We start from the raw sequence: 13,330 nt of genomic DNA, 5'->3' as shown, positions 1-13,330 counted from the left end.
TCGGTGCGCTTCGGGGAACCCGGACCGCTGCGGGCGGACCGGGGAGCTCGGTGGTGGTGGGCGGGCGCACGGGTGCGCGGCCCGCCCGGGTGGGCGCCGTCGTCGGGCACGACGGCGCGGGCGGGTCAGCCGGTGACGGCGCCGGCCGTGAGGCCCGCGACGAGGCGGCGCTGGAGGACGAGGAAGACGACGAGGATCGGCAGCGTCACGACGACCGTCGCGGCGAGCAGCACGCCCCAGTTGGTCATGCCGTCGGTGTTCTGGAGCAGCGTGAGGCCGACGGGGAGCGTCATCTTGTCGGGGCGGTCGATGACGAGGAACGGCCACAGGTAGTCGTTCCACTCCGTCACGACCGACACGAGCGCGACGGCCGCGAGCGTCGGTGTGCTCATCGGCACGACGAACCGCCAGAGCTTGCGCCAGTGCCCCGCGCCGTCGAGCTCGGCGGCCTCGAGGATCGAGCGCGGCAGCGTGAGGAAGTGCTGGCGGAACAGGAACGTCCCGAACGCGCTCGCCAGGCCCGGCACGAGGATGCCCTGGTACGTGTTGAGCCACCCGAGGCTCGCGACGAGCGTGTAGTTGGGGATGATCGTGATCTGCGGCGGGATCATGAGCGTCGCGATGACGAGCCCGAACACGACCTTCTTGAACGGGAAGTCGAGGAACACGAGCGCGTACGCGCACGTGAGGCCCAGCGCGACCTTGAGCCCCGCGCCCACGACCGTGATCCCGACGCTGTTGGCGAGCAGCCGCCCGAGCGGGATCGAGTCCGCGGCCTGCGCGTAGTTGTCGAGGTTCACGCTGCCCGGGAGCCACTGCAGCGGGACGGTGTACAGCTCGGCGGGCGTCTTCATGCTCGCGAGCACCATCCACACCAGCGGCGCGCCGAGCACGACGGTCGCGAGGACCAGGGCGAGGTATCCGCCGGGCTGGAGGCCGCGGCGTCGGGCACGCGAGGTGCGGGGTGCGAGCGCGGCGGGTGTGGCGGGCGCGGCCTCGGGCCGCCCGGTCGTGGTGGGAGCGACGGCGCTCATGCGTAGTGGACCTTCCGCTGGACGAACCGCATCTGCACCGCGGTCACCGCGAGCAGCACGAGGAAGAGGACCGTGGCGACGGCCGACGCGTACCCGGCCCGGCCGTTGACGAAGCTCTCCTCGTAGATCGAGTACATGAGCGTCGTCGTCGACCCGAGGGGCCCGCCCTGCGTCATCGCCTTGATGATGTCGAAGGACTGGAGCGACGCGAGGAGCATCGTCACGACGAGGAAGAACGTCGTCGGGGTGAGCAGCGGCAGCACGATCGAGCGCAGCGTCCGCGCCGACGACGCGCCGTCGAGCGCGGCCGCGTCCTTCAGGTCCTGCGGCACCGACTGGAGGCCCGCGAGGTAGATGAGGGCCACGTACCCCAGGTTCTTCCACAGGTAGACGACGACGATCATGACGAGCGGCCACGGGCGCTGCGTGTACCACTGCGGGGAGGCGACGCCGACCCAGCCGAGCAGCTCCTGGACCAGCCCGTAGCGCGGGTCGAACATGAACAGCCACAGGATCCCGACCGCGAAGCCCGACAGCACGTACGGCGCGAACGCGACGGTCCGGGCGACGCCGCGGCCCTTGAGGCGGCGGTTGAGGAGCAGCGCCAGGCCCAGGCCGAGGACCATCGCCCCGCCGACCGTGGCGAGCGTGAAGACGAGCGTCGTCGTGACGATGCGGCCCGTCGTCGGGGCGGTGAACCACTCGACGTAGTTGCCCAGCCCGACCGGCCGCGCGACCGGCGACCCGAGGTTCCACTGGAGCGTCGAGAGGTAGAAGCTCTGCAGCAGCGGGCGGTAGACGAACACCAGCAGCAGGAGGACGTTCGGGCCCGCGAGCAGCAGCGCCCACAGCAGGTTCCGCCGACGGCGCCGCGCGCCCAGGCGGCTGCGGTGCAGCGCCTGGACCTCGCGGTCGGCGGGGCCCGACGGCGGACCGTCGGTGGTGGCGTCAGCGCCGGCCGGTCGTGCGGCGGGCTCGGCCGCCGACGTGACGGTCGCGGAGTGGTCGGCCGCGGGCGAGCCGGCCGAGGTGTCGTCGGCCGCGGCGGGCGACGAGGACGCGCGGGGCGCGCCGGAGGAACCCGGGGAGCCCGGGGTGAAGACGGTGGTCACAGCACAGATCCGCTCGGACGAGGGAGGTGGTCACGGCCGGCGCGGCACCCGTCCTGCGGGTGGGCGGCCACGGCGAGCATAGGAAGCAGCCCTGCCGGTTTGATCCCTGAATGTCCGAGTGCAGGGCGAGGCTTCGGGCAACGTTCATCACCTCGTGCCCGACGTGCCACCTGAGCCTGTGGAGCGGCCACGTCGCGGACACCTGCGGCCGAGACGCCTCACCGCACGACGACGCCCGCGGTGCCGCTCATCGGCCGAGCGGTACCGCGGGCGTCGCTGGGGTGCGCTACGCGCAGGTGAGCGCGTCGTACGCGGCGGTCACCTCCGTCGTCGTGCCCGAGACGTCCGTGACGACGACGAGCGCCTCGCCCGCGCCGAGCGCGCCGCGGGCCTTGAACGACTGGTAGGCGTTCTTGCCCGGGTCGACCTGGGCGAAGGACCGCTCGCCGTGCTCCGTCCGCAGGGCGATCGCGACGGTCTCGTCGCCGCCGTTCGTCGCGCGGACGGCGAGGTACGGAGTGCCACCGAGGCAACGCGGCTGCGCGGTGACGGTGACCTGCGGGTCGACGGGCGGCACCTCGGCCGGGAAGACGTCGAGCGCGTCGAGCTCGGTGTACCAGGTGAGCTTGGTGAGGGCGACGGTGTTCCAGCCCTGCTGGAGCTCGACCTGGTGCGTGACCGACTGCCAGTTGCCCCACGTCGTGTGCGGGAACGTCACGATGCCGGCGTCGGCGCCGTTGACCGTGACGGTGCTCGTCGAGGCGAGCGTGTAGCCGCCCCGCTCGGAGCCGTTCGCGAACCGGATCCCGAGCGTGTACGGGCCCGCCTCGTCGGCGTGGACCTGGAGCGCGACGGAGCTGTCGAGGAAGTCGAGCCCGCCGACCTTCTGGCCGCCGGACGCGCCCGCCGCGCTCCCGACGGACCCGCGCGTGATGACGCCGTCCTCGAACTCGTACCGCGTCGCGTCGGACGGGATGACGGGCGGGGCCGACGGACGTGGGTCGCGCGTCGCGGGGTAGACGTCGAACGCGTCGAGCTCGGTGTAGAACGTCCCGCGCGTGAGGGTGATCGTGTTGGTCCCCGCGACGAGGTCCACGAGGTGCTCGGAGGTCTGCCAGTTGCCCCACGTGGTGTGCGGGAAGACGACGGTCTCCGTGACCTCGCCGTTGACGGCCAGCGCGCTCGTCGACGGCACGCGCGTCGAGCCGTCGAACGACCCGTTGGCGAACCGGATGCCCAGGAGCGCCGGGCCCGCCTCGTCGGCGTGCACCTCGACCGTCACGGACGAGTCCGCGAAGTCCAGGCCGCCGACCTTCGCCCCGCCCGACGCCCCGCCGTCGGCCACGACGCGCGCGTTCGCGACGACGCCGTCCTCCGCCTGGTAGCGGTCGGACGCCTGCGGGACGAACGGGACGCCGTCGGCGGTCCACTCGAGGTCCGCGACGTACATCGCGCGGTAGGTGAACGCCTCGTTCCAGCCGTGGAAGACGATCGCGTCCGAGCCGTCGGGCGCGGTGACGATGTCCTGCCCGCCCGGGCCGCGCACGTCGCCCTGGAAGCGGTCGCTCGTGAGCAGCTCGGTCGTCGCCTTGGTCCACGGACCGGCCAGGCTCGACGCCGTCGCGTACGACGTGCGGTAGCCGCCCCCGCCGAAGTCGTTCGCCGAGTAGAAGAGGTAGTACGTGCCGTCGCGCTCGAGGAGCGTCGGGCCCTCGACCACGCGCCCCTCGTAGGCCTTGTCCACGCGGATGAGCTCCACGGGGGGGCCGGTGAGCGTCGCGCCGTCGGGCGAGAGCGGCTGGGCGAAGATGATCGCCGTCTTGCCCGTGCAGCAGTTCCCGTCGGCCTTCCACAGCAGGTAGAGCTGGTCGCCGTCGACGAACGTCGCGGCGTCGATCGCGCCGCCGAGGTCCTCCGTGCCCGCCTCGCCGTTGGGGCAGACGATCGGGTCGTCGCCGACGGGGACGAACGGGCCGTCCGGGGTGTCGGACAGCGCGACGCCGAGGCACTGGCGCGGCGACGTCGCGTCGCGCGCCGTGTAGTAGAGGGCGTAACCGCCCTCGACCGCCGAGACCTCCGGGGCCCACACGCAGCGGTCGGTCGCGCCGCCCGGCGCGAACGTGCACGACTCGCTGACCCAGGGCCCGAGGTCGGGCGCGACGTCGGTGGGCGCGCTCCACGAGACCAGGTCCGTCGACGTGCGGTGCTGCACGTTTTGGCCCTGATGGTTCGTCGCGTAGGCGTGGTAGACGCCGTCGACGAGCAGGATGTCGGGGTCGGGGAAGTTGGCGTCGACGACCGGGGAGATCGTCGGCTCGGCCACGGCGGCTGCCGCGGCCGGCACGCTCGCCGGGGCCGGCGCCGCCGTGGCGGCGGCCGCGCCCGAGACCGCCAGCCCGAGCGCGACCAGCGCACTCGTGACAGCGGTGGCACGCGAGCGCGCGCGGGACAAGGAGAGCTTCATCGGGTGTCCTCTCGACGATGAGGGGGCAAGAACCCGGGACGGCGTCGACCACGGGGCTTCGAGTCTCCCGGGCCGATTCACACAAGTCAACAACTTCTCGCAAGAGTCAACAATTTGCAGGCGCCGCCGCCCGTGGCGGCGGGCGACGGTTCCGCCCGTGCCGCGGCGCTCAGGTCCGACGACGGTCGGGCAGCCCCGCGGCGAGGCGCAGCTCCGCGTACGCCGCGCCGAGCGTCGCGGCCGTGTGGTGCGCGTTGAGGCCGCTCGGGTTGGGCAGGAGCCACGCGCGCGCCGGTCCGATGCGCCGCTCCAGCAGGCCTGCCGCGGCGCGACGGTCGGCGAACGCCGTCCGGTAGGCGCCGAGGCCGAGCACCGCGACCCAGCGGGGCCGGTAGCTCTCCCCCGTCTCCACGAGGCGACGCCCGCCCGCGACGACCTCCTCCGGCGTCAGTTCGTCCGCCCGGGCGGTCGCCCGCCGCACGATGTTCGTCATGCCCAGTCCGGCGTCGAGGAACGCGTCGCGCTCCCAGGGCCCCAGCACGCGGTCGGTGAAACCCGCCTCGTGCATCGCCTTCCAGTACCGCGTGCCCGGGTTGGCGAACGGCAGCCCCACGGCCGCCGAGTACAGCCCGGGGTTGATCCCGCAGAACAGCACGTCGAGGTCCGGCCGCAGCCAGTCCTCGATCTCACGACCGCGTGCGGCGGTGAGGTCGTCGGCGGTCGGGCGGGGGTACGGCGGGTCGCTCGGGCGGGAGGAGGGCGAGTCGGTCGGCACGCGACCATCGTCGCGGCCCGGTCGCCCCGTCCGCACGCCTGAGCTCCAGGGCGCTCACTCCGGGCGACACGACGTTCGGGAGCCCGCCCTCGGAGGTCCCGGCGCCCAGCGGCTGGCCCGCTCGCTGTGGGTCTCGTCGTCGGCCAGACGGTAGCGTCGGCATCGTGACCGGAGGCGTGCGATGAATGGGACACGGGCCGTCGTCGTGGGCGGCGGGATCGGAGGGCTCGCGTCGGGTGTCGCTCTCGCGCGCGCCGGCTGGGCCGTCACAGTGCTGGAGCGCGCGTCGTCGCTCGAACCCGTCGGGGCGGGGATCGCCGTCGCACCCAACGCGGTGCGCGCGCTCGGTGCGCTCGGGCTCGGCGACCGGCTGCGCGACCTCGCCGCACTCCAGGGCGAGGTCGGGCTACGGCAGCCGGACGGGCGCTGGCTCGTCCGCGGGAACGCGTCCGCCGCGAGCGAGCGCTTCGGCGACCAGACCCTCGTGCTCCACCGCGCTCAGCTCGTCGGGATGCTCGCCGACGCCCTGCCCGACGGCGCGCTCCGGCTCGGCGTCGACGCCGCCGTCGTGGACCCCGGCGACGCGGGCCGGCTGGCCCGTGTTCGGGTGCGCCCCGCCGTCGACCTCGGCGCGGACGCTGCGAGGGGACGCGCCGAGGAGATCGAGGCCGCGCTCGTCGTCGCGGCGGACGGCATCGACTCGCCGACCCGGCGACGCTGGTGGCCGGACGCGCCTGGGCCCGTCTCGGGCGGTTCGACGGCATGGCGGCTCGTCGCGGGAGCACCGGCGGACGAGCCGGGCGGTGCCGTCGGCGGCGAGACATGGGGCCGCGGGATCGTCGTCGGCATCGTCCCGCTCGCCGACGGGCGCGTGTACTCCTACGTCTCCGTCGCGGACGCGGCCGGGGTGCCGGCATCGTTCGCGGAGCTGCGGGAGCGGCTCGCCGACTGGCACGCGCCCATCCCCGAGCTGCTCGCGTCCGTCGCCCCCGACCAGGTGCTCTGCCACGAGCTTCGACAGCTCCCGGCGCCCCCGGCCTCGCTCGTGGCCGGCCGCGTCGCGCTCATCGGGGACGCGGCGCACGCGATGCTGCCGAACGTCGGGCAGGGCGGGTGCCAGGCGCTCGAGGACGCGGTCGTGCTCGGGGTGCGCATGGGCGACGTCACCGGCACCCGGACAGCCGCAGCCTCCGGAGCCAGTGGCGCGCGGGGCGGGGCCGACGCCGCCGCCGTGCCGGAGCTGTTGCGGCAGTGGTCGGGCGAGCGCCGCCCGCGCGTCGTGAAGGTGATGCGGATGTCGGCGCGGATGGCCGGGATGTCGCGCATCGTCTCCCCCGTCGCGACGGCAGTCCGCGACGCTGGTGTGCGCCTCGCCGGGCCGTGGAGCGCCGCTCTCGGTGCACGGGCGCTGCGCGGCGTGCTCGGCTGGGCACCCCCTCAGGGCGAAGCGGTGGACCTGTCCGGCGACGACGCTTGAGCTCGAGCCGTTCATCTGGTGAGCTCCCGCCATGGACACCGCCGTCGAGGCCGCACTCCGCGTGCGCATCATCCAATGGGTGCAGGACCGGGCCGAGGCCAACGGGGGCTTCCTTCGTCGAGACCAGCTGCTCGACTTCCACATCGACGGCCAGAAGCTCCCGGTCATCGACTACTCGCGCGGGATCCGCAACCCCCGGAGCTTCTCGTCGACGCTCTCCATCGTGACCTCGGCGAGCGGCCCTTACGACGACACCGAGTCCGAGGACGGGCTCTTGCACTACGCGTACCGCTCCGGCGACCCGTGGAGCGGGGACAACCGGAAGCTGCGCGAGGCGATGGCGAGCGGGATGCCGCTCATCCTCTTTCGTAAGGAAGTCCCGAACATCTACACACCGGTCGCACCGGTGTTCGTCGTGGACGACGAGCCGGAGAACGGTCAGTTCCTCATCGCGCTGGACGAGGCGTTCCGGTTCATCCCCGACCCCGCCCATCTCACGACGCCGCAGCGTGAGTACGCCCGACGGCTCGCCAAGCAGCGGCTGCACCAGCCGGCGTTCCGGACACGCGTGCTGGTCGCGTACGAGACACGGTGCGCGATCTGCACGCTCAAGCACGGTGCGCTCCTCGACGCCGCGCACATCGTGCCCGACAGCGACGAGCGCGGGCTGCCGACCGTCAACAACGGGCTCGCGCTGTGCAAGATCCACCACGCCGCGTACGACCAGAACATGCTGGGCGTCACGCCGGACTACGAGGTCCGCATCGTGGTGAAGCTTCTCGAGGAGATCGACGGGCCGATGCTCAAGCACGGGCTCCAGGAGATGCACGGTCGGCAGATCAACCTCCCGCGTCGACGCGCGGACAAGCCCGACCGAGAGTTGCTCGCCTGGCGCTTCGAGCGCTTCGGCCGCGCCTAGCCTGCCGTTGCGCCACCACTCCCCGAGCCGGTCGCCGCCGCGCGGTCCGCCTCCGAGTACACCGCGTGCTGGTCGCGCGCCGCGGCGGGCGGCGCCCCGGCGGCCATGGCCGTGCGCATGCCCGCCATGCTGCGCGAAGTCGCGGCGTAGGCCTGGTCGACGCTCGCCGTGTCGTAGGTGAGCGACCGCTCGCGCTTCACGCCGAGCGACGCGCCGACCTCGATCGCGTCCTGGTTGGCGCCCATGTAGAGGAACGTCCAGCCGAACTGTTCCTCGCGCTCGGTGACGAGCGCCTTGATCGCTGCGTGCGTGTACTCCTTCGAGGCGTTCTCGAGGCCGTCGGTCATGATCCCGACGATCACCGCGCCCGGCCGCTGGTCCTCGGGAAGCTGGGCGATGCGCAGCGCGGTCGTCTGCACGAGGCGCCCGATGGAGTCGAGCAGCGCCGTCATACCGCGCGGGCGCAGGTCGAGCGGCGGAACCTCGCGCACGTCGAGGTCGGTGTAGACCTCCTCGTACTCGTTGTCGAACTGCGCGAGCGTGACCGTGCAGCGGCCGGGCGCGTCGCGCTGTTCGGCGAGGAACAGGTCGAAGCCCTGCTCGGTGGCCTGCTTGATCGTCTGCATCGAGCCGGACCGGTCGAGCAGCATGGCGAGGTGGGTGAGGGTCTGGTCGGGCATGGCGGTTCCCTTCGTCGTGCTGCTGGGCGGACGGTGCTGCGGGCGGGTCAGGTGCGGCGGCGGAACCTCAGTGGTTCGACGGCGGTCGTCGGCTCGGGCGGCGGGGTGCCCCGCTCGCGGTCGTAGCGGGCGCGCGTCACGCCCTCGGCGGAGACGCGGCCGTCAGGACCGGAGTAGCCCGCGAGCGCCGGGGTCCGCGCGAGGCGCGGAGGCACGGTGTTGGGGGCGACGCCGGCTGCCTCGGCGACGGACCGCATGGACGACCCGGCGAGCAGCGCCTCCGCCATCGCCTCGTCGAGCGCGACGTCGAGGAGCGCGCGGGCGCGTGCGAGCGGCTCGACGGCGGCGCCCGGCTCGGCGACGGACGCCTCGTCGAGCGCTGCGCGGGCGGCGTCGAGGCGGGGTCGCGAGGGTCGCTGCGGGTCGGAGGTCATGCGTCCAGACTACGTGCAGTAACTGCACATACGCAATACCCTCACGCGCTCACTTCGTGCACACACGACGCCCCGTGCGGGTCAGCGGCCGTCGAGCATGCCCATCGCGACACCGACCACGAGCACCGCCACGATCGCGACGACGCACCACAGCACGCCCACCAGCCCTGGCCGAGGCCCGTCGGCCTGTCCGCCGCCGTCGGACGGTCCACCGCCGTCGCGCCGCCCGCGGCCGTCGCACGGCACACCGCCGTCGGACTGCGCGCCACCCTGGGGCGCCTCGCCACCCTCGGGCAGCCCGCCCGCGGGTCGCTGTCCATCGTCGGGCTCTGCGTCCATATCGCCAGGACACCACGCGGCGCCCCCGGCGAGCACGGGCACGGAGCGGGCATCGCCACCGCCGACGCGCGAGCCACCACGCCGCTCCGTAGTCTCGCGAGATCCCTGGTTCCGGCGAAAGGCGACCCCATGACCGACGCCCCGACCTCCCCGACCTCGACGGGCCGCGTCGTGCTCCTCGGCGCGACCGGCTACACGGGCACGCTCGTCGCGCACGAGCTCGTGGCGCGCGGAGCACGGCCGGTCCTCGCGGGCCGGTCTCAGGACCGCCTGGACGCGCTCGCCGCCGACCTCGCCGCCGCGGCGCCGTCAGCAGTACCCCGCCACAGCGCCGAGCCCACGGGCTCTCCCGAGGGAGGGCGTCCGACCTCGGTCTCCCCCGACCGACCGCCGCTCGAGACCGCGGTCGCGGACGTCGACGACCCGCGGACCGTGCGGGCGCTGATCGAGCCGGGCGACGTGCTCGTCTCGACGGTGGGCCCGTTCGTCCGGCACGGCGGCGCGGCGGTCGAGGCGGCGATCGACGCACGCGCCGTCTACCTCGACTCGACGGGCGAGCCGGCGTTCATCCGGCGCGTGTTCGAGGAGCTCGGCCCGCGCGCCGGACGCGCCGGCGCAGCACTGCTCACGGCGTTCAGCCACGACTGGGTGCCGGGCAACCTGGCCGGAGCGCTCGCGCTCCAGGACGAGGGTGCGGACGCCGCGCGCCTGGAGATCGGCTACTTCCCCACCGGCGGCGGCGTGAGCGGCGGGACCCGCGCGAGCGCGCTCGAGACGGTGCTGGAACCCTCGTACGCCTGGCGCGGCGGACACCTGCGGGCCGAGCGCGTCGCGGCACGCGTCGTCGCGTTCGACCTCGGCGCGGGACGTCGTGTGCGGGGCATCACGGCAGGCGGCACCGAGCCGTTCACGCTGCCGCCTCTCGCACCAGACCTGTGCGACGTCGAGGTCGCGCTGGGCGTGACCAGCCCCGCGGTGCGGCTCGCGCCCCTGGCGACGGCGATCGCGACCGGCGCTCTGCGCATCCCCGGACTGGGCGGCGCGCTGCGCCGGTTCGCCCGGTCGCGCGGCGGCTCGAGCGGCGGCCCGGACGCGGCGGCCCGCGCGGCGTCGCGCACGCACGTCCTCGCGGTCGCGCGCAGCGCGTCCGGCGAGGTCCTGCGCCGCGTCCGGCTCGACGGACCCGACGCCTACGACCTCACCGCGCGCTTCCTCGCGTGGGGCGCCGCCCGCGGCGCCGCGGGAGAGACCCGAGGCACTGGAGCGCTCGGCCCGGTGCAGGCGTTCGGCCTTGACGCGCTCCTCGCGCTGGCCCGCGAGGCAGGCATCACCGTGACGACCGGTCGCTGAAGCTCGCGCTCAGGAACAGCCGAGGGCGACGCGCGAGTCCTCTCGCGGATGCCGCGGCGGTCAGCCGGCCGCGAGCGCCTCGCGCAGGATCCGCACGGCCCGGGGCCCGACCCCGTGCAGGGCGAGCAGCTCCGCGTCGCCGAGCCGCGCGACGTCGGACAGCGTGACGATCCCCGCGCCGGCGAGCGCGCGCGTCGCCGGGCGACCGATGGCGGCGGGAAGGTTGCCGACCGATCCCGGCTCCGCGTTGTCGGCCGCGACGAGGGACTCCGCAAGACGCCTCGGCGCGCGGGCGATCCACGCGCGCCGCACCCAGTGGTTGGCCTGCTGGCCGTCGAGGTCGGCGAGCGGCACGCTCACCCCGAGCAGGTGGTCGCCGCGCGTCCACCGGCGAGCGGTGGGTTGCTCGGCGAGCACGCGCGCGACGTCGTCGTCCGCGAGGCGGAGCTGCACGACGGCGTCCCGGGTCACCGCGACGGACCGTCGCCCGCGCACGCTGAACGTGACCGTCCCGCCGGCCACGTCTTCCGCCACCTCGGGCAGCGCGAGCGCGGCCGCGCGGACCTGGGCGAGCGTCGTCATGCCGCCCACCCTGCCACGCCTCCCGGCGACGCTCGTGGCCGAGCATGCGGTCATCGATCGTCGACCATGGCGCTGTCGACCGAGTTCGGCGCCGGACGGTCGGCAAGCCGCTGGTCGGAGGGAGGCTGAACAGCGGCCCGCTCGTAGGATCAGGGTGATGTCTGACCACATGACGAGTGAGTCCTTCCCGGACCCCCGGCACGACGAACCGCCCCTCCCGCCGTCCGCCGCTCTCGCGCGCAAGACCGCCGACCCCAGGGCCATCCTGCGGTTGGTGGGCAACGACGAGTCCGTCGACGACCTGCCGCGCACGCCCGACGGCCTCCTGGACGCGCCGTCGAGCGCCGGGAGGAAGATCCGCAACGGCGTGCTGCTCGTGCTGCTGTCCGGGGGCTTCGTCTGGCTCGTCACGGTCAACGCGTGGGACCACGACGGCTTCTTCCCGTGGTTCTGGAACGTCGTGTGGGCGATCTTTCCGTGGGTGTTCCTCGGACCCCTGTGGGCGGGCTACGCGCGCTCGCTGCGGCGGTCGCGCGACGACGCCCCGCTCTACGCCCAGTACCACCGCGACCGCAAGGCCGCGGTCCGCGAGACGGGAGTCGTGACGGCGTCGATCACCGACCGCACGGACTCGGGCGGGGTCGCGCAGTGCGTGGTCCGCGTGCGGCACGGGGCGCTCACGACGACGGTCACGCGCCTCGCGCCGGTGACGAACCTGCTCCCGTCGGAGGTCCCGCAGCCCGGCGACCCGGTCGTGGTGTGGCGCCTTCCCGCGGAGCGCGTCGTGGTGCAGGCGCGCCGCGACCGCACGCGCGCCCTGCACGACGCCGCCCGGTCCGCCGCGTCCGCCACCGTCACCGACGCGCCCGTCACCGGCTCCCCGGTCGCCGACTCCGCGAGCACGGGAACCCCGACCACCCCGGAGGACGCGCCCGCCTGGGGCTCACCCACGCCGGGCACGGCGTCCTCGTCGTCGTCGACGACCACCACGACGAGGACGACCCGCGGCGGGGGCGCTCCCGAGGTCACCGTGCAGCACGGCATCGCGGCGGCACTCTCGGAGCTCGCGAACCTGCACGCCTCGGGCGCCCTGACCGATGACGAGTTCGCCGCGGCGAAGCGGATGCTGCTCGGCGGGTCCTGACCGATCGGACGACGCAGCGACGGCGGCGCACCCGGCCGACCGGGCGCGCGTCGCTGGGCCCCCTGCCGCGCCGTCGAGCACGACGCCGCGCGCCGTCGACCACGACATCCGTGCCGCTCTGAGCCCCACAACGACATCGATGTCGTGTTCGGCACCGGGCCGGGGCCCGGCAGACTGTCCCCCGTGAGCAACCGCCCGCCCCGCCCCCCGCACCGGACCGGCATGGTGTGGACCGCCGTCCCCGGCGGGGTGCGGGGTCGCGAGCGCCTGACGCCGGTCGTCGACTACCTCGCCGTCCTGCTCATCCTGATCGTGCTGTTCGGCGGGTCGGTGTGGTTCGCGATATGGCTGCTGCGCCAGGAAGAAGGGGTCGCGGCGGCGGTCTCCTGCTTCATGGTGCTCGGCTTCGGCACCGCGCTGGTGATGTACGTGCGCGGGCCGTCGAAGCAGGCGGTCGTGCTGCGGCCGCACGAGATCGAGCTGCCGGTCGGTCGCGCAGAGGTGGTGCGCGTCCTCGTGCGGTGGGAGGACGTCGCACGCGTGCGGGTCCTGGAGGGCGAGACCCGCCCGACGCTGCGCGTCGAGCTGCGGGACGGCGCCCGGGCCCGGCACGCCGACGGCGAGGACCTGCTGCAGGGTCGGCCCGAGCACGGACCGGACCCGGAGACGGTCGACGTCACGGACGCCGAGGCGGTGGCCCGCGTGCTGCGGCACCTGCTCGACCACCCCGAGGACCGCGCGCGCCTGGCCCAGCGCGGCGGCGTGGGGATCGTCCTCGCGTTCGCGCGCCCGGTCTACGGCGACGCGCCCGCCTGACCCGGGCGCCGACGTCGAACGGCCCGCCGCCCGTTACCGGACGCCCGGCCCGCGAGCACGACCTCACGCGCCGTCGAGCACGACATGAGGGTCGTTATGCAGCAGATAACGACCCTCAGGTCGTGTTCAGCGCGGGGGGCGGCCGGCGGCCCCCAGGGTGCCGAGCACGACGACGGCCCGGGCCCGCACCTGGGGGTGCGGGTC

The 13,330-nt window shown here is 74.3% G+C and carries 13 protein-coding genes; 5 read left to right on the top strand and 8 right to left on the bottom strand.

What is annotated here, in order from left to right; all coding sequences use genetic code 11:
• Positions 1-125 precede the first annotated feature (125 nt).
• The 4 genes from ACFWH7_RS15570 to mug form a co-directional block, all read right to left on the bottom strand.
• Positions 126-1,034, bottom strand: a complete 909-nt coding sequence (locus ACFWH7_RS15570) for a carbohydrate ABC transporter permease (protein WP_378217589.1) — start codon at positions 1,032-1,034, stop codon at positions 126-128.
• Complete coding sequence (locus ACFWH7_RS15565; protein WP_378217626.1) at positions 1,031-1,930, bottom strand: carbohydrate ABC transporter permease; 900 nt, start codon at positions 1,928-1,930, stop codon at positions 1,031-1,033. The genes ACFWH7_RS15570 and ACFWH7_RS15565 overlap by 4 nt, the downstream gene beginning before the upstream one ends.
• Before the next feature lie 502 nt (positions 1,931-2,432).
• A complete protein-coding gene (locus tag ACFWH7_RS15560; protein ID WP_378217587.1) occupies positions 2,433-4,610 on the bottom strand; it encodes a family 43 glycosylhydrolase in 2,178 nt (725 codons plus the stop codon).
• Between the two features lie 169 nt (positions 4,611-4,779).
• Positions 4,780-5,385, bottom strand: coding sequence for a G/U mismatch-specific DNA glycosylase (mug, locus tag ACFWH7_RS15555; protein ID WP_378217585.1), 606 nt, complete (start codon positions 5,383-5,385; stop codon positions 4,780-4,782).
• Between the two features lie 181 nt (positions 5,386-5,566).
• Between mug and ACFWH7_RS15550 the strand changes: the two genes are divergently transcribed.
• Together ACFWH7_RS15550 and ACFWH7_RS15545 are read left to right on the top strand one after the other, a co-directional pair.
• Positions 5,567-6,862, top strand: a complete 1,296-nt coding sequence (locus ACFWH7_RS15550) for an FAD-dependent monooxygenase (RefSeq protein ID WP_378217583.1) — start codon at positions 5,567-5,569, stop codon at positions 6,860-6,862.
• A 31-nt stretch (positions 6,863-6,893) separates the two neighbouring features.
• Positions 6,894-7,781: an HNH endonuclease gene (locus tag ACFWH7_RS15545; protein ID WP_378217581.1), complete on the top strand. Its 888-nt coding sequence runs from the start codon at positions 6,894-6,896 to the stop codon at positions 7,779-7,781.
• Here the strand turns inward: ACFWH7_RS15545 and ACFWH7_RS15540 are convergent.
• The 3 genes from ACFWH7_RS15540 to ACFWH7_RS15530 form a co-directional block, all read right to left on the bottom strand.
• Complete coding sequence (locus ACFWH7_RS15540) at positions 7,778-8,461, bottom strand: VWA domain-containing protein (RefSeq protein ID WP_378217579.1); 684 nt, start codon at positions 8,459-8,461, stop codon at positions 7,778-7,780. The two genes, ACFWH7_RS15545 and ACFWH7_RS15540, sit on opposite strands and share 4 nt — an antisense overlap.
• A gap of 47 nt (positions 8,462-8,508) precedes the next feature.
• Positions 8,509-8,895, bottom strand: coding sequence for a hypothetical protein (locus ACFWH7_RS15535; protein ID WP_378217577.1), 387 nt, complete (start codon positions 8,893-8,895; stop codon positions 8,509-8,511).
• A gap of 81 nt (positions 8,896-8,976) precedes the next feature.
• Positions 8,977-9,234: a hypothetical protein gene (locus ACFWH7_RS15530; RefSeq protein WP_378217575.1), complete on the bottom strand. Its 258-nt coding sequence runs from the start codon at positions 9,232-9,234 to the stop codon at positions 8,977-8,979.
• Between the two features lie 129 nt (positions 9,235-9,363).
• Here ACFWH7_RS15530 and ACFWH7_RS15525 point away from each other — a divergent pair, with 129 nt between their 5' ends.
• Positions 9,364-10,584 carry a saccharopine dehydrogenase family protein gene (locus tag ACFWH7_RS15525; protein ID WP_378217573.1) on the top strand — a complete coding sequence of 407 codons (1,221 nt, stop codon included), beginning with the start codon at positions 9,364-9,366 and terminating at the stop codon, positions 10,582-10,584.
• A 60-nt stretch (positions 10,585-10,644) separates the two neighbouring features.
• Here ACFWH7_RS15525 and ACFWH7_RS15520 read toward each other — a convergent pair whose 3' ends face one another.
• Entirely contained in the window at positions 10,645-11,166 is a 522-nt protein-coding gene (locus ACFWH7_RS15520; protein ID WP_378217571.1) for a hypothetical protein, read from the bottom strand.
• Between the two features lie 157 nt (positions 11,167-11,323).
• On the opposite strand from ACFWH7_RS15520, the gene ACFWH7_RS15515 reads away from it, so the two are divergent.
• Both ACFWH7_RS15515 and ACFWH7_RS15510 read left to right on the top strand, forming a co-directional pair.
• Complete coding sequence (locus ACFWH7_RS15515; protein WP_378217569.1) at positions 11,324-12,310, top strand: SHOCT domain-containing protein; 987 nt, start codon at positions 11,324-11,326, stop codon at positions 12,308-12,310.
• Between the two features lie 183 nt (positions 12,311-12,493).
• Positions 12,494-13,126 carry a glycosyltransferase gene (locus ACFWH7_RS15510; RefSeq protein ID WP_378217567.1) on the top strand — a complete coding sequence of 211 codons (633 nt, stop codon included), beginning with the start codon at positions 12,494-12,496 and terminating at the stop codon, positions 13,124-13,126.
• Positions 13,127-13,330: the final 204 nt, after the last annotated feature.

It is taken from the genome of Cellulosimicrobium cellulans (assembly GCF_042723955.1).
Lineage (GTDB): Bacteria > Actinomycetota > Actinomycetes > Actinomycetales > Cellulomonadaceae > Cellulosimicrobium > Cellulosimicrobium cellulans_H.
The sequence above is the reverse complement of the archived record's forward strand: the minus strand, read 5'-3'. Positions and strand labels throughout refer to the sequence as shown.

Excerpts from the sequence above, each read along its gene's own strand:
- ACFWH7_RS15515 (WP_378217569.1), top strand. The coding sequence starts at position 11,324 with ATGTCTGACCACATGACGAGTGAGTCCTTCCCGGACCCCCGGCACGAC.
- ACFWH7_RS15550 (WP_378217583.1), top strand. The coding sequence starts at position 5,567 with ATGAATGGGACACGGGCCGTCGTCGTGGGCGGCGGGATCGGAGGGCTC.
- ACFWH7_RS15570 (WP_378217589.1), bottom strand. The coding sequence starts at position 1,034 with ATGAGCGCCGTCGCTCCCACCACGACCGGGCGGCCCGAGGCCGCGCCC.
- ACFWH7_RS15535 (WP_378217577.1), bottom strand. The coding sequence starts at position 8,895 with ATGACCTCCGACCCGCAGCGACCCTCGCGACCCCGCCTCGACGCCGCC.
- ACFWH7_RS15520 (WP_378217571.1), bottom strand. The coding sequence starts at position 11,166 with ATGACGACGCTCGCCCAGGTCCGCGCGGCCGCGCTCGCGCTGCCCGAG.
- ACFWH7_RS15525 (WP_378217573.1), top strand. The coding sequence starts at position 9,364 with ATGACCGACGCCCCGACCTCCCCGACCTCGACGGGCCGCGTCGTGCTC.
- ACFWH7_RS15560 (WP_378217587.1), bottom strand. The coding sequence starts at position 4,610 with ATGAAGCTCTCCTTGTCCCGCGCGCGCTCGCGTGCCACCGCTGTCACG.
- ACFWH7_RS15530 (WP_378217575.1), bottom strand. The coding sequence starts at position 9,234 with ATGGACGCAGAGCCCGACGATGGACAGCGACCCGCGGGCGGGCTGCCC.
- ACFWH7_RS15540 (WP_378217579.1), bottom strand. The coding sequence starts at position 8,461 with ATGCCCGACCAGACCCTCACCCACCTCGCCATGCTGCTCGACCGGTCC.
- ACFWH7_RS15545 (WP_378217581.1), top strand. The coding sequence starts at position 6,894 with ATGGACACCGCCGTCGAGGCCGCACTCCGCGTGCGCATCATCCAATGG.